This window comes from Micromonospora sp. LZ37 (genome assembly GCF_059359015.1).
In genome coordinates, this window is the sequence record NZ_JCADBL010000020.1 from 34,549 (window position 1) to 49,151 (window position 14,603).

The window sequence follows — 14,603 nt, forward strand, 5'->3', positions numbered from 1 at the left end:
CGGTGGGTGACCGGGCTCACAGAAACTCGAACGTATCCCCTATTCGCGAACAGTCCAAAGATCCGTTCGGCGGTCGTCACCGGCCGTGCAGCTGCCCTGGCCAGGCCGGTCGGCCAGACCGGGGGATTGGACGCGGTCGGCGCGGGTGGGCTCGGTTGCCCTACCTGTCGCGACGAAGTGGACACTGCTTTCGAGATTGGCGCTGGCGCCACCGGGGTGTGGTACGTGCGCCCGTGGCTGGACCTATCGGTGCGCGACGTGCCGCCGCCGCTGCCGCTGCCGCTCGGCGATGTCCGACCCTTTGGGACGCCGCCGGTGCGTGAACAGCCTGCGGCGCAACGTCCAGCTTCGGTCATCGAATCGGGTGTTTTCCCAGCTGACCGGCGTATACGACGGTACGGCCGGAGGACTGTGCCGGTGAAATCACCATGACAACGTTGGAAACATTGCGCTCAGTACGGGGCGGCGCGAATTCAGAACCTGGGAGACCACCACTCAATGACGACCCCCAACGACCCTGGCCAGCACCAGCCGCCGGCTCCGGGTCAGCAGCCGACGCCGCCGACCGCCCAGTTCCCGCCGGTGCCCGCCGGGCAGTACCCGGCGCAGCCCGGCCAGTTCGCGCAGCAGCCCGGCCAGTACCCGCCGCCGCCCGGCGGATGGCAGCAGCCCGGCACGCCGGTGGCGCCTGCTGCCCGCAAGCGGCCCTGGCTGATCCCGACCCTCATCGGCGTCGGTGCGTCCGTCGTGCTGTGCTGCGGCGGGTCGATGGTGATCGGCCTGGCCAGCGACAGCGGCAAGAAGACCGGCGTGTCCGCCAGCAGCGACATCCCGGCCGTCACCACCAGCACCTCCGCCCCGGCCGCGGCGGCGCCGGCCACGTCGGCCCCGGCGCCCGCGCCGGCGAAGACGACCGCGGCCCCGGCCCCGGCCCCGGCTCCGGCCAAGCCGAAGACCTTCGGCATCGGCGACACGGTGCGCGGCGGCGACTTCGAGTTCACCGTCAACAGCGTGAAGTGCGGGATCTCCCGGGTCGGCAGCAGCTACTTCAACCACAAGGCGCAGGGCACCTTCTGCCGGGTCAGCGTGACCGCCAGGAACGTCACCAAGAGCTCGCACCTGTTCCACGCCGACGGCACCATCACCGCCCAGGACGCCGCCGGCCGGGAGTTCGACGTCGACGGGGAAGCCGCCATCTACGACAACAACGACGCCAAGGGCTTCCTCGACGAGATCAACCCGGGCAACTCGGTGAAGGCGAACGTCTACTTCGACGTGCCGAAGGGCACGAAGCTGAAGACCATCACGTTCGACGCCGGCCTGTTCACCCTCGCCAAGGACGCCGTCGTCACCCTCTGACCGACCGGCTGGCAAGCGCGACCTGACGAAGAAAGTGAGCCCCCGAGTCCTCCGGGGCTGTCCCAGATAGCCAGAGCCGTGGGCGACCCGAGTACCGGGCGTTGCCGAGCAACTTTGAGGGCTGCAGTTGAGGACCGTGCCGCCCAAGCCCGTACCGGCTTGGGCGGCACCGTGCGACACCTCCTTGGATAGCTACGCCGGCGGCTAGGACAAAGACGTCTGACCCGGACACCTGCGACGCCGCGTACTACTTCAAGCAGATGGGCGGCACTGTGGGCGTGAGGTACCCCCGTGGAGGTAGTGATTCCCTGCAGCACGCCGGACATCCGACCGGCTGCGACCAAGTGGCCGCTGCGGGCGTGGGCACCTTCATCGGCCCGACGCCGGAGCGGCCCGAGGCGATGCTGTGGATCGAGCTGCGCGAGCACCGTCCTGCCGAGACGTTCGCGCCCGCCTCCCTTCTTGGACCCGAAGGCGGACAAGCGCCCGTAGGTCAGCCGAGTTGGTACGCCTGAGCGGCGTACAAAACGTCGTACCCGGCGGACATAGTGGCCGGCGGCTCTATGACGGTGGCGACCGCCAAGAGGACGTGGGGTTGCGAGAGTGGGGGAGTTGATGGCAGGGACTGTGCCGCTGGACGCGATCCAGAGCGACCGGGCTGCGGGTGTTCTGCTCGCGGCGGCAGGCGGTGACGCGTTGGGCGTGCCGTACGAGTTTCAACCGCCGCTTGCGGCCGGCGAACAGCCCGAGATGCGCGGCGGTGGGCTCGGCCCGTACGCGCCCGGTGAGTACAGCGACGACACCCAGATGGCGGTGTGCATCGCGGAGGTCTCCGCCACCGGGGCGGATCTGCGCAGCAGCGACGCCCTGGACCGCATCGCCGGGAACTTCCTTCGGTGGAGACGGGAGGGCGCCAGCGATATCGGTGCACAGACCCGGCAGGTCCTCGCCGCGGTCTCCCACCTGAGCGGAGCGGGCATCGCCGCGGCGATGCGGGACGCAGCCGTGGATTTGCACCGGCGTACCGGCCGCAGCGCCGGTAACGGGTCTCTGATGCGCACGGCGCCGGTGGCGCTGGCCTATCTCGGCCAGCCGGAGGCGCTCGCCGAGGCCGCCCGCGCGGTCAGTGAGCTGACCCATCACGACCTCCTGGCCGGTGATGCGTGTGTGCTGTGGTGCGCGGGGATCCGCCGGGCGGTTCTCGACGGGACCTTCGACGGGGTACGCGAGGGTCTGGACCTGCTACCCGCGCAACGCCGCGACCAGTGGGCGAGTTGGTTGGCCGAGGCGGAGTCCGAGCCGCCGGAGCAGTTCCGTCCCAACGGATTCGTCGTCGCCGCGTTGCAGGCCGCCTGGTCGGCGATCACCCACACCGACGTCCCAAACCACAATCCGGCCCACGGCAGCTTCCCCTGCCAGCACCTCGAACGCGCCTTGACGGCGGCGGTGCGCGTCGGCGACGACACCGACACTGTCGCGGCGATCGCCGGGGCACTGCTGGGCGCCCGGTGGGGCTCCTCCGCGGTGCCCCTGCGGTGGCAGCGCATCGTGCACGGCTGGCCGAACCAACGCGCGGCGGACCTGATCCGCCTGGCCGTGCTGACGGCCCAAGGCGGCCAGGCCCGCCAGGGCGGATGGCCGGGCGGCGCCCGCGCGCCACGGCAACCGGTCGCGCCGTTGATGCTGGCGCATCCGCACGACCCCGGGGTGATCCTCGGCAACCTCCACACCGACGCGGCCGCGGCGGGCGCCGGCGCGGTGGTCTCCCTGTGCCGCGTCGGCTGCGACGACTTCGACGACGTGGCTGTCGCCAACAGGGTGTCTGTGTGGCTGGTCGACCAGCCCGGCGCCAATGCGCAGCCGCACTTCGTGGTCGATCAGGCCGCCCGGATGGTGCTCGAGTTGCGCAAGGAGGGCCATGTGGTGCTGCTGCACTGCGCCGCCGGTCAGAGCCGCACGCCGGCGGTCGCCGCCCGCTACACAACACTGACCACCGGCATACCGGCGCGCTCCGCGCTGGCCGAGCTGCGCGGGCTGCTCGACACGCACGGCTGGACACTCAACCCGGAACTGCGGCAGGTCGTCGAACAGCTGTGACAGGTCACGCCCGCAGCTGTAGGCCACAGACGGTCGAGAATTGTGTAGCAGGCAAGGCCGGAACTATGGCCCCACCCATGATCGGAGCGGCCGCACAAACTGCCGGAACCCCTGGTGCGGCTGAGTCGGCTCGCCTGCCCACCGGCCCAGGATCGGGGGAGCGGGAGGGAGGCAATCGGGCCCGCTCACGGCAGTCAACCGCGCCCAACGGCACCGGACCACAGCCAACGGCACCCGCGTGCCCGCCTGGCGCAACGATCTGTCACTGCACCTGTTTTGCGAGAGGGAGAGCCAGTGAAACCGAACCCCACCGTCGTTGCGGCCGCGTATTCGGTCCTCAAGCGCGTCGCCGAGGAACGCCGCACGTTGTCGTACTCCGCCTTGAGCGACGAGGTCCCTGGGCTCTCGCGTCGGGGCCACTCGATGGTCGCGACGCTGATCGCAGTCGGTGAGCGCTCGTGGGCGGAGAAGCATGTGCTCCTGCCGGTCCTGGTCGTAAAAGCGGGCCCCAATCGGCTCCCCAGCTCCGGCTTCTACGAGTCGTTAACAACCTACCGCCCAGAAGACGATCAATCCGACCCGAAGAGGGCTGCTCGCCGGGAGCGCGAGAGGGTCTACGCGGCCTACCCGCCAGAGCAGCAATGAGAGCTACTCACCCAGACGGTGGGCACCAGGCCCTCGGCAGCAGAACTATGAGGGGAACCGGGGGAGTCCCCTTCTACGACGGTCCGGCGGCGATCCGGGCTGGCGGCAGACCGCACACTCCGATCTCCGCCGTGAACCCCCCGGATAACTCGGCGCCGTCGAACGGGCGGTGGTGAAGAACAGGCGTCGCTCAGGGCCCCGAACGCCAGGTTCGTTACCAGCGGTGCCGGCGGCGCAGCGGTCTCCGGCTCAGGCGTTTCTGACGTTGCACGACGAGCGTCCGGAAGTCTGTCGCGGATGTGCGGTGTCGTGGGTACGGTGGCCGACGATTCGCGTTCCCGTCAGGAGGGGCGTCCCGGCCACGATGACCAAAGCGACAGAGCCGGTCTGGTACTACGACAGCCCAACAACCCTCACCGGCTCGCTTCAGCGCGGACTCGGCCGCGGCGCCTACCGCGCGCTGCAGGATCCGGCAGCGCCACAGGCCGTATTGGCGTGCGTGAAGCGGGACTACCGCTGGGACTGGCTGGTCGACGAGCGCGCCGTCTACCTGGCCCGCCTGGTCCGCGATCTTGCGCTGCCGGTACCTCCACTGCTCAACCTGCTCCATGAGAACGCCGTCGACGATGATGACAACACGTTCGACAACACCCTGGAGGTACTTGAGGCACTGGGCCGCGCAGGCGACGGGCCCGCGATCGACGGACTGCGGCGGTACGTCCATGACGGCCCTCGCTGGGTCGACGTGCTGCACGCGATCGCCGGAGACTGGCCCCGCGAGTTGTGGGACGACCTGCTGCCGGTAGCACGGACGCGGCTCGGGCAACGTAACCACGCGGACGGGGTGCTCTGGCGCAGCCGGCCATGGCGAGACTGGGCCGCCGTGGACGATCAGCTCGCCGCCGGAGTCGCGGAGTTCCCGCCGCGATCGACGCCGAGACGGCCACTGGAGCAGCAGTCGACCGAAGACCTCCTGACGGCGCTTCGCACCAGCAGCGCCGAACAGCAGAAGGTTGCTCTGCGCGAGCTGAACCTCCAAGGGCCGCAGCCCGGCCTGCTGCCGCTCGTGGATGAGCTGCCCGCGACAGAACTCCACGGCCCGCTTGGCCGCGCCATCCGGATGCTCGGCCCCCAGGCCCTCCCACTGGCCCGCGCCTGGGCCACGCCCCCGGTCCACCCGATGATCTGGACCGCCAGCTTGGTGCTGGCCGAGCACGGTGACGACTCGGACCTTCCGGCACTGCTCGCCGCCTGGGACTGGCTGGACGGCAGAACCGAAGACCGCTGTGGATACGATGCCCTTGCCGCCGGTATCGCTCGGATCGGCGGACCAGCTGCTCAAGCCGCAGTACCCCGACTCCGCCACGCCTGGTTCAGCCCGCACACCTTCGAGCGGGCTGCGCACTTGCGCGCCGTCACAGCACTCGACCCAGGTAACACGGACTCGCTGCTCATTGAGGGCTTGTGGGACTGCGAGAGCGACGTACGGCAGTTCGCCGCCGAGCACACGCCACTGGACGACATGACCCGCAACCAGCTGAGCTACCTGCGCGACGACCCGATGGAGACCCCGGAGGTACGCGCCACCGCCGACGCTCGGCTCAGCTGAGCGAAGATGGGATTTGCGGCGCCTCGCGACGAGGCCAGGACCGATCCGCCTGCTCGACTGCCTGTCCTCGTCCGCTCGATCGCGTCAGGAGACGGCCGGTGGCACGGCATGACCATGGGCTCTGGTCAACGTGGCATGGCCGCGGCGTGCGCGTCAGCGAGCTCGTACAGGCGCTGGGGGTCGCCCAGCGGGCGGATTCCCTCGGAGCCTACTGAGACGTCCCTCGGGTCCAGCGTGGCAGTGTCTCGGAGTGAGGGCACGTCGCGGCCGGCACGGTCAACCAGTACGAGCGCGGTGGCGATGAAGCCTTCCAGCAAGGACCTGAGGATCGCATGGCTTGAGGACTTGTACTGCACGACCAGTGCATCCACGAACCCGACGAACGCGTCCAGCTCGATGTCGTACTCGTCGGCGCGCGTGGGCCTGATGCCGGTCGGCACGCCTACCAGCGCAGTGACCGCCTCGCTGGTACGGACGAACAACGCGGCCACGCAGTTGGAAGGGTTCCACAGGACCAGGTCGCCCACCTGAAAGTACTGACTCATGTCGCCATGATCACGGATGGTCATCCGCTGACCCAAGCCACCGGGCATACGCATCGCCACAGCGGCCCCCCGGCCGGGCGAGAACCGAGATCGGCTTACCTTCTGCCGTCGACCGGACGATGCAGGTGAGGTCGAACGCGGTCGCGCCGAATTGGGTGCGGTCAGTGTGTTCGAGTCTCCCAGACCGGCAGGTGGGGCTCGTCGTTGTGCACGATGATGTTGGCGTGATGGGTCGGGCGGACCGTAGCGAAGTAGAACTGTTGGGAGGGGATGTAACGCTCGCGCCAGCGCCGTTCGACTTCGGCCCGAGATGACACCCGGCGCTCTCGGAGCACGGCACGATCCACGGTCTTGTCGAGTGCCGTCGACACGAAGATGCGCAGGTCCCACCGATCAATCAGTTCCGGGCGCATGAGAAAGACGCCGTCGAAGACCAGCACGGCGTCGGCTGAGGCAGTCGTGACCGGCGGGGACAGTGCAGTATCCGCGGTGCGGTCGTAGACCGCGTGTTGGAAGCGTCGATCTCCGCCCGGGCCGAGCGGATCGAGCAGAACCCGGTTCAGCGCGTCGTAGTCGTGGGTGTCGTGGTAGCACCCTTCGGCCGAGTACTCGCCGCGCGGATAGCGCTGTGCCCGGGGGAAGAGGAAATCGTCGATCGTCGCGCGGATGACGTCGCGGCCATGTTCGCGCAAGACGACGGCCAGCTCGTCGGCGAGGGTGGTCTTGCCGGCGGCGGGCGGTCCGTCGATGGCAACCCGCTTCGGGTGTGCGACTGTGACGGACCCGACCGCCTCGGCCAGGCGGCCGAGCATCTCGTCGCGGATGCCTTGGTCCATGTCCTGTCCCGTCCTGGTCTCGCGAAGGTCGCCGTGTCGGGCCGACATATGCGCGCCAGCCCTTTCGTGCCTGCCAATGCCCGAGCGAGCGAGATTGCGCATGCGAAAGGCCACCCGCCGACTCAAGCACCTGGCCCAGGTCCCAGGACTCCGGATGCCGAGGATGCACCCTCACATGCTGCGCCACACGATCGTGACGGCGATGCTCGACGTCGGCGTCAGCCGCGCGGGTCGTACAGATCGCCGCCCGCCACGCCGAGCCGTGAACCACCATGCCCTACGATCGGGCCCGTAAGAACCTCGACCGGCACCCAACCCTGGGTGACGCCCGCCCAGTATGGCGTCTTCCGAAGCGACTTCCGGCGCGTCGAACGCTGAAACCGGTCCCTGTCCGCACGGCGGCGCGGGTGCAATGTCGCCATGGCCGTGCCCAGTTCCCTGTGGCGCGCACATCTGCCGCCGACCGAGGGCTACCTTCGTGTCGAGTGCACCGCCGTACTCGGTGAGGCTCACCAGGCCTGCTGATCATCGGCGTCGGGGGCGGCAGCGGGGCGTACTGATTCCAGGTGCCATCGCGGAACATGTACAGCCGGAAGTAGGACTCTTCCTGGTCCATCAGGAACACCTGTACCCGCTGGCGGTAGCGCCCTGGCACCGCCCGAATCTGGGAGAGCAGCGCGTCCAGGGCCGCGTGATTAAGGACGCCGGCCCAGAGCTCTTACTCCGGGTTCTTCCCACCACCCCAGTGGTTGGTTTCTGGGTCGGTCAGAGTTTGTAGCGTGCCGACTCCCCGAGCCTGGTCGCTGTACACGGAGACGACCTCGGAGCTGCACGAGTCCACTACCGGCACCTCCGACGGGTCGCAGGAGGTCGAGAAGCCGGGCGGTCGGGCGGATCGGTCACAGGTCTTTGGCCACGGCGACCCCGCAAGATCTACGCCGACCGCGGCTACGACCACGACAAGTACCGCCACCTCGTCCGCGCCCGCGGGATCACCCCCGTCATCGCCCGCCGCGGCACAGCCCACGGCTCCGGCCTCGGCCAACGACGCTGGGTCGTCGAACGCAGCTTCGCCTGGCTGCACGCCTTCAAACGGCTGCGCACCCGCTACGAACACCGCCCCGACATCCACCAAGCCCTACTCACCCTGGCCTGCGCAACCATATGCCTCCGCATGTTGCGGCCGGTCTCGGTGAAGCCCAGCTGCTCATAGAGGTCGTTTCATTTTGAGTTGTGGAGTTTGCAGCGGTCGGCCACGGCGGCCGGGGATGGGTGGGATCGCGTCGATCAGGGGGATGAGTTGGGTGACGTCGTTGCGGTTCCCGCCGGTCAGAGTCACCGCCAAAGGTGTGCCGGCGGTGTCGGTGATCAGGTGGTGCTGCTGCCGGGCCGGCCGCGATCGACCGGGCTCGGCCCGACATGGTCCCCCCTTTGAGCGCGCGCACGTGGGAGGCGTCGACCACCGCGTAGGCCAGGTCCAGGGCCCCGGCGGCACGCAGTTCGGCCAGGAGCACCTCGTGCAGCCGCTGCCACACGCCCTGCTCCTGCCAGCGGGCAAGCCGCCGCCAGCACGTCGATCCGGACACCCCGAACGCCGAGGTTGGCAGTTGCTGCCACGGGATCCCGGTCCGCAACACGAACAAGATCCCCGCCAAGGCAGCCCGGTCGTCACGAGCCAACCGCCCGGGGTAGCGGAACCGGCGGGTACGAGCCGGGATCAGCGGCGCCAGCCGCTCCCACAACCCGTCAACGATCTCCTTCTCACGCACAGCCCACCGATCTACAGACCAACGCCACCAACCACAAGCGAACACCGAACTCAAACTAAAACGATCTCTTAGCCCGGCGGTCCGCAGGTTCGTCACGCTCAGGTCGTCGGCATAGCCGGCCTTGCCCGCGGCCGCTCAGTACTCAACCACGAGCACCCCCGGTCGGCCTTCGCCGGCGTTGCGGCCGCCGCTCCGGCGAGGGTCGTGATGCGGGTTTGCGCATCGATGACCCGAACCCTGATTACGGCACCATGCGTCCGCGATGGTTTCCCCATTCGGTCTGCCATCGGGGTTTACCACGACACTCGATCTGCGCCGATCTTCAAAGGAGACCGCGGATTTGCGGCTGCGGTTCGGACGCTTGGGGCGGCGAACGGGCCGGCATAGCGTACAGCGATCCAGCGCAACGCCCTGGGTCCAGGCGGCATCGGTTCGGATCCTGCCGTCCGAGTCGGGAATTCGATGCCTGCACCGACGCCGGCGCGACATAATCATGGTGCCACCAGCAACACACCAAACGTCAGGTTGGGCCGAAGATCGGCCCAGGGGCAAGCGGCAAACCGGTAGGGATGGGGGATCGGCCAATGACAGAGGAAAGCTCGGCAGGAGCGTCCCTCTGGCCAGAGCATTGGGCCATCTTCGCCGCCACTGAGGCAGACTATGTCGAACACCGGGTACGTACGGCAGATGCGACAGCAACAGCGGGCAATCCGAGGAGCCCGAGCGCGGAGGCGGTCGCCTACCACCTGGCAGCCGCTCGCGCCGCCTGCCACCGAAGCAGCGGCCGGTGGCATCGTCGGCGCAGCATCCTCGACCGCTGGCGGGGCGCTTCGGTGGAGCGTGCCTACCGCAACCTGCATTCGGCGAAGATCTTCCTCGTCGATTTGCTGCCGCAGGCCGAGGTGGATGCACTCATCCCCGACGTGTCGGCCCGCATCGCGCTCGTTCTTGACCGCGACGACCCACGGCGGACCGAGACCCATCAAACCCTCCGTAGCCCCGACGCCGCAGTGCGGCGAGCCGCGCTTAAACAGGCTATGGAGAACGCGTATGAAGCCTCCGACGATGAATATGTGCGAGTGCGCGACTTCCGGAATGTCATCGTGCTGACCGCCATCGCCCTTACGCTGTTCACCGGCATCCTGGTCGCGGCGGTGAGCCTGTCGCCGAAGGCGATACCCCTATGCTTCGAAGCGACCACCGGGCAGACGCCACAGGGAAAGAATGTCTGCCCGAGCGGGTACCATAGCGTACCGAAGGGCGGGGACGTGCTGATCGTCGCGGCCCTCGGTGCAGTCGGCGGAGGTCTCGGCGCGTTAATGGCCATTTGCAGCTTGCGAGGTACGTCTACACCCTTCGGCGTCCCAACCGCCCTTGCCGTGCTGAAGGCGCCGGCGGGTGCACTCACAAGTGTAATCGGAATCCTGCTGCTGGCCGGCGGCTTCGTGCCGGGACTTTCCAATCTAGACAGTCAACGCCAGATCCTGGCATACGCGCTACTGTTCGGTTATGGCCAGCAGGTCATCACACGTATGGCGGACCACCAAGCGCAGCACCTGCTGAATAGACTGCCCAGTAAAGATCTCGAGGCGCAGCACCCCGCACCGTCGCCGTGGCAACCGGAACCTGAGCTCGCGACGACCGTGCCAAGCCCCAATGTCGCGAGAGTTAGGAGTGCGCCAGACTCAGCCAAGCAGGGCGGCACAGGGCAAGATGCACGCCACGCTGAGAGGTGATGCAATGCCACTAAGAGCTCCTAACGAAATGATGTTGGGCGTTTCCTCGGGACGTGAGGATTGTTCTGTCTGAACGTGAGGAGGAGTGAGCAGCCGCCGTGGATCGTCTCGGACGACCTGTGGGCCGAAATCGAACCGCTGCTGCCACCCCGCCCACCACGGCGACACCGGTTCCCTGGCCGCAAGCCGCTGGATGACCGCAAGGTGTTGTGCGGGATCCTGTTCGTGCTCTACACCGCGATCCCGTGGGAGTATCTACCCCAGGAACTCGGGTTCGGATCGGGCATTACCTGCTGGCGCCGGCTGCGGGACTGGAACGACGCCGGCGTCTGGCAACGGCTGCACGAGGTGCTGCTGGGCAAGCTGCGGGCCGCCGGGCAGCTCGACATGTCGCGGGCGGTGATCGACGGCTCCCACATCCGGGCGCTCAAGGGCGGCCCAAAACAGGTCCGAGCCCGGTCGACCGCCGCAAGCCAGGCTCGAAACACCACGTCATCACCGACGCGGGCGGCATTCCCCTCGCCGTCAGCCTGACCGGCGGCAACCGCCACGACGTCACCCAACTACTGCCCCTGGTCGACAAGATCCCCCGAATCAGGGCATCCGAGGCAGACCACGACAGCGACCCGAGCGGATCTACGCCGACCGCGGCTACGACTACGACTGCTACCGCCGCGAGCTACGCGCCAAAGGCATCACCCCGGTCATCGCCCGACGCGGCACCGGCCACGGCTCCGGACTCGGCACCCGACGCTGGGTCGTCGAACAAACCATCGCCCTACTGCACTGGTTCCGCCGCCTACGCACCCGCTGGGAAATCCGCGACGACATCCACGAAGCATTCCTCACCCTCGCCTGCGCCATCATCTGCTGGCGCCGACTCCAACACTCAAAGAGTTAGGACCTCTTAAGAGGGCGTCTGATCTCGCTTGGTGAGGTTGGTCCGATTAGGTGGTTTCGTTTCGCCAGGTTGTGGTGGATTCTCCGGTGAGGTAGCGGCTCATTGTGTTAGCCATGGCCCAATGGATCATCGCCCGGGTGCGTTGAGGGAGGGTTTCGTAGTCACGCACGAGTCGGCGGTGCTGCATCAGCCAGCCGAAGGTCCGTTCCACGACCCACCGGCGGGGCTGGACGTGGAAGCCTTTCCCGGCGTGGCGGGGTACGCGCTCGGCGTCGATGCCGAGCCGGGCGCCGTGTGCCCGTACGGCGGTGTTGTAGCCGCCGTCGCCCCACGCCTTGACCACTGGTGGATGGTCCGCGGAGACGGTGTCGAGCAGGTGCCGGCCGGCGGTGGAGTCCTGCACCGACGCGGCGGTGACGATCACTGCCAGGAGCAGGCCGAGGGTGTCGGTGGCGATGTGTCGCTTGCGGCCCTTGATCTTCTTCGCCGCGTCGATTCCCTGGCTGGACTCGCCGACGTTGCTGGAGGTCTTCACGCTCTGCGAGTCCAGGACCACCGCCGACGGGCTCCCACGACGACCCCGAGCAACCCGAACCCGCTCCCAGCACGTCGTGGATCCGCTGCGTGGTCCCGTCGGTCTCCCACTTGGCGTAGTAGTCGTACACCGTCTTCGCCGGCGGGAAGTCGTGCGGCAGGTATCCCCAGGCGATACCCGTGCGGGCCACGTACAGAATCGCGTTGACGATCTCCCGCAGGTCATCAGGTGGTGCTTGCTGCAGAGCGGGAGGAGGCCAACCACGGACATGCCGCTGGCGACGACGTAGCGCAGGGTATAGAGATCATCCGGTCGCTGTGGTAAACCCGATCCCAGTCGGCATGGGCCGCATCGTATGGGTCGACGGCAAGCGGTTGAGCGTCCCGCCGGCGAGTCGGGCTGGCCCACAGGCAGAGGCTGCGGCACCGGCGCGGCGATAGCCTGCCGTCATGACGAGCGCCGAACTGGATGAGCTGATCGTCGCGGACGCCGACGCGCTGCGCGCGTGGTTGTCGGCCAACCACTCCACGTCGCCCGGTGTCTGGCTGGCCCTGACCAGGAAGGGCGGCACAGTCACGACGCTGACCTGGCAGCAGGCGGTCGACGAGGCCCTGTGTTTCGGCTGGATCGACGGGCAGGCCCGTAAACGGGATCAGGAAACCTCCTGGATCCGGTTCACTCCTCGCCGGCCCCGCAGTTCCTGGTCACAACGCAATGTCGCCCACGTGGCCCGGCTGGAGGCGCAGGGGCGAATGCTGCCCCCAGGCCGCGTCGCGGTAGAAGCCGCGAAGGCGGACGGGCGTTGGGCGGCCGCCTACGCCCCGCCGTCGGAAGCCGAGGTGCCGGCCGACCTCCTCGCCGCCATCGCTGCCGACCCCGCCGCCCAGGCCATGTTCGACGTACTCACCAAAACCAACCGGTTCGCTCTCATCCACCGCGTCAATGCCGTCAAACGGGCGCAGACCCGCGAGCGGAAGATCGGCGAGTTCGTTGCCATGCTGGCCCGGCACGAGACGATCTACCCGCAGAAGGCCAAGCCTCCGAACTTGCCGTAATCGACATCCTCATGATCATGTGTACTCCGCAGGGCGGGGGCGGCCGGCGGTGCCCAACCTTGGCGCCGCCTACGATGTGGACCGCTCAGCGTTGCCACAGGAATGCGGCCGTCGCGCATGCTCGGCAGTAGAAGGCGTAGCCGCAACCGCCGCCGCCGAAGTTGATCGAGGTGCGGTGATCGTGGCCTTCCTCAAGCTGCACGACGAGAGCCATCGATTCCGCACAGTTGCTACACCTGGGCGTCTCGTCGTTCTGCAGCCAGGCGGGCTGGCCACCAAGTTGGCCCAGGACCTCCCGCACAGGCCGGCCGCTTCGCCGGTGCCAGCGCTCGGGAGCGTCCAGGTACTCCTCGGCGTCGATCTCCTCGAACTCGACCGCGCAGCTTTCGTCGAGCAGCGTGATGCCATCTCCGGGTGGGGTTCGGGTATGTGCGGCGTCGGCAAGAAAAATGAATGCTCGGTTGCCGCCGGCGCTGGGATCCCACTCGTCGCACATGCCGGGATCGTTCTGGCACATGAAGACCGAGAGCAGGCCGACCCTGCCTGGCTCCACGTCCGCCAGGTTGACCTGCGCCAGGAATTGCATAGCTCCCGCGCATTCCCGGCACCGCGGCCACTCGAATTCGGACGGTACGTGCGGGAATCCGCCCGTGCGAGTCCCGGAGGCGTCGTCCGTTGCCGGACCGGCGTAGGTCATCAGCTTCACCACGAGAGCAGGCTACGGGCGGACAGGTTGGGCAGGAGGGCAGGGAGCGCATTCGAAACAAGACCAGGGGCGGAGCGTCTGCTCACCGGGGGGCGGCGGGAGGCTGGTAGCCACGCCCACCGGGCTGGGTCTCCTGCCATTCTTCGACCAGTGCCGACCCGACAATCACCACCGGAACGAATGAGGTGCCCACGACGAGCAGCAGGCCGAGCGTGGCGAGCAGCCAAGCCCGCCCGGCACTTTTCGGCCGTCGAGCCCGCAGCCATAGCCACACCGCCACGGGATACGCGATGAGTGCCGGTACCCCGATCACGAGGGGTGGGCTGAAGCCCGCGTCATCCGTGATGCCCACCAGCACGAAGAACCCAGCGGCCGGCAGCCCGCAGATGCCGATCAGGCACATGGCCGAGATCAAGAGTGCGCTGGGCAACCGCGATGGCCGGGCGTTCTCCACGCGGTAACCGTACCGACCGGGTACGGCGTCGCTACGAGCAGCGACGCGGTACGGCCCGAGCGGTGCGCGCGGTCACGGATCAGGCTCACGGGCGAGCCTCCTCGCGGACGGCCAGATTCACGTCATGACGATTGGCGCGGCCTTCCTGAGTTCACTGTTCTGCCGCGGACCGTGCGCTGCGGAGCGTCACGATCGCTTGAGCCAGGCGCCGTCCGGTCCAGCCGATGAGCGCGCACCTGACCTTGCTTCACGGCGCCCCTCCGATGTCAGGCGATCGCGCGCCCACTTCTCCGCGATCTCGGCGAGCGGCTTCCGCAGCCTCGACGAGAATCAGAAGGTGGAGTTCGACATCACCC

At 68.0% G+C, this 14,603-nt stretch carries 14 protein-coding genes and 4 pseudogenes; 10 read left to right on the forward strand and 8 right to left on the reverse strand.

Features of this window, described 5'->3' with window-relative positions:
- The first annotated feature begins 498 nt into the window (after nucleotides 1-498).
- From AC5L3Z_RS28905 to AC5L3Z_RS28925, 5 genes are all read left to right on the forward strand, one after another.
- Nucleotides 499-1,359: a DUF4352 domain-containing protein gene (locus tag AC5L3Z_RS28905; protein WP_494846461.1), complete on the forward strand. Its 861-nt coding sequence runs from the start codon at nucleotides 499-501 to the stop codon at nucleotides 1,357-1,359.
- Between the two features lie 359 nt (nucleotides 1,360-1,718).
- Complete coding sequence (locus AC5L3Z_RS28910) at nucleotides 1,719-1,874, forward strand: hypothetical protein (RefSeq protein WP_494846463.1); 156 nt, start codon at nucleotides 1,719-1,721, stop codon at nucleotides 1,872-1,874.
- A 112-nt stretch (nucleotides 1,875-1,986) separates the two neighbouring features.
- Nucleotides 1,987-3,456, forward strand: coding sequence for an ADP-ribosylglycohydrolase family protein (locus AC5L3Z_RS28915; RefSeq protein ID WP_494846464.1), 1,470 nt, complete (start codon nucleotides 1,987-1,989; stop codon nucleotides 3,454-3,456).
- Nucleotides 3,457-3,750: 294 nt separating this feature from the next.
- Nucleotides 3,751-4,101, forward strand: a complete 351-nt coding sequence (locus tag AC5L3Z_RS28920; RefSeq protein ID WP_494846466.1) for a hypothetical protein — start codon at nucleotides 3,751-3,753, stop codon at nucleotides 4,099-4,101.
- Nucleotides 4,102-4,465: 364 nt separating this feature from the next.
- Nucleotides 4,466-5,710: a hypothetical protein gene (locus AC5L3Z_RS28925; RefSeq protein WP_494846468.1), complete on the forward strand. Its 1,245-nt coding sequence runs from the start codon at nucleotides 4,466-4,468 to the stop codon at nucleotides 5,708-5,710.
- Nucleotides 5,711-5,835: 125 nt separating this feature from the next.
- On the opposite strand, the gene AC5L3Z_RS28930 is transcribed toward AC5L3Z_RS28925, so the two are convergent.
- On the reverse strand, nucleotides 5,836-6,279 hold the full coding sequence (locus AC5L3Z_RS28930) for a DUF6086 family protein (protein ID WP_494846469.1): 444 nt from the start codon (nucleotides 6,277-6,279) through the stop codon (nucleotides 5,836-5,838).
- Between the two features lie 137 nt (nucleotides 6,280-6,416).
- Nucleotides 6,417-7,091, reverse strand: a complete 675-nt coding sequence (locus tag AC5L3Z_RS28935; RefSeq protein WP_494846470.1) for a cytidylate kinase family protein — start codon at nucleotides 7,089-7,091, stop codon at nucleotides 6,417-6,419.
- Nucleotides 7,092-8,007: 916 nt separating this feature from the next.
- Between AC5L3Z_RS28935 and AC5L3Z_RS28940 the strand changes: the two are divergent.
- Nucleotides 8,008-8,304, forward strand: a pseudogene (locus AC5L3Z_RS28940) (transposase); the annotation flags it as partial.
- Here AC5L3Z_RS28940 and AC5L3Z_RS28945 read toward each other — a convergent pair.
- Together AC5L3Z_RS28945 and AC5L3Z_RS28950 are read right to left on the reverse strand one after the other, a co-directional pair.
- The gene (locus tag AC5L3Z_RS28945; protein WP_494846483.1) at nucleotides 8,299-8,763 is read right to left on the reverse strand and encodes a transposase; all 465 of its coding nucleotides are present in this window, start codon (nucleotides 8,761-8,763) and stop codon (nucleotides 8,299-8,301) included. The pseudogene AC5L3Z_RS28940 and the gene AC5L3Z_RS28945 sit on opposite strands and share 6 nt — an antisense overlap.
- Nucleotides 8,669-8,956 (reverse strand): annotated as a pseudogene (locus AC5L3Z_RS28950) (transposase); the annotation flags it as partial. The gene AC5L3Z_RS28945 and the pseudogene AC5L3Z_RS28950, both read right to left, overlap by 95 nt.
- Nucleotides 8,957-9,693: 737 nt before the next feature.
- On the opposite strand from AC5L3Z_RS28950, the gene AC5L3Z_RS28955 reads away from it, so the two are divergent.
- Nucleotides 9,694-10,596, forward strand: a complete 903-nt coding sequence (locus tag AC5L3Z_RS28955; protein ID WP_494846472.1) for a hypothetical protein — start codon at nucleotides 9,694-9,696, stop codon at nucleotides 10,594-10,596.
- Between the two features lie 102 nt (nucleotides 10,597-10,698).
- A pseudogene (locus AC5L3Z_RS28960) lies at nucleotides 10,699-11,497 on the forward strand (IS5 family transposase).
- Between the two features lie 46 nt (nucleotides 11,498-11,543).
- Here AC5L3Z_RS28960 and AC5L3Z_RS28965 read toward each other — a convergent pair.
- Both AC5L3Z_RS28965 and AC5L3Z_RS28970 read right to left on the reverse strand, forming a co-directional pair.
- Complete coding sequence (locus tag AC5L3Z_RS28965) at nucleotides 11,544-12,053, reverse strand: transposase (protein ID WP_494846473.1); 510 nt, start codon at nucleotides 12,051-12,053, stop codon at nucleotides 11,544-11,546.
- A gap of 115 nt (nucleotides 12,054-12,168) precedes the next feature.
- Nucleotides 12,169-12,222, reverse strand: a pseudogene (locus AC5L3Z_RS28970) (hypothetical protein); the annotation flags it as partial.
- 259 nt (nucleotides 12,223-12,481) lie between these two features.
- Here AC5L3Z_RS28970 and AC5L3Z_RS28975 point away from each other — a divergent pair.
- Nucleotides 12,482-13,087 carry a YdeI/OmpD-associated family protein gene (locus AC5L3Z_RS28975; RefSeq protein WP_494846475.1) on the forward strand — a complete coding sequence of 202 codons (606 nt, stop codon included), beginning with the start codon at nucleotides 12,482-12,484 and terminating at the stop codon, nucleotides 13,085-13,087.
- An 85-nt stretch (nucleotides 13,088-13,172) separates the two neighbouring features.
- Here AC5L3Z_RS28975 and AC5L3Z_RS28980 read toward each other — a convergent pair whose 3' ends face one another.
- Both AC5L3Z_RS28980 and AC5L3Z_RS28985 read right to left on the reverse strand, forming a co-directional pair.
- The gene (locus AC5L3Z_RS28980; protein WP_494846477.1) at nucleotides 13,173-13,796 is read right to left on the reverse strand and encodes a DUF1963 domain-containing protein; all 624 of its coding nucleotides are present in this window, start codon (nucleotides 13,794-13,796) and stop codon (nucleotides 13,173-13,175) included.
- Nucleotides 13,797-13,875: 79 nt separating this feature from the next.
- Complete coding sequence (locus tag AC5L3Z_RS28985) at nucleotides 13,876-14,247, reverse strand: hypothetical protein (protein ID WP_494846479.1); 372 nt, start codon at nucleotides 14,245-14,247, stop codon at nucleotides 13,876-13,878.
- Between the two features lie 124 nt (nucleotides 14,248-14,371).
- Between AC5L3Z_RS28985 and AC5L3Z_RS28990 the strand changes: the two genes are divergently transcribed.
- On the forward strand, nucleotides 14,372-14,603 hold a 232-nt coding region (locus AC5L3Z_RS28990), incomplete at its 3' end, for a cold shock domain-containing protein (protein WP_494846481.1).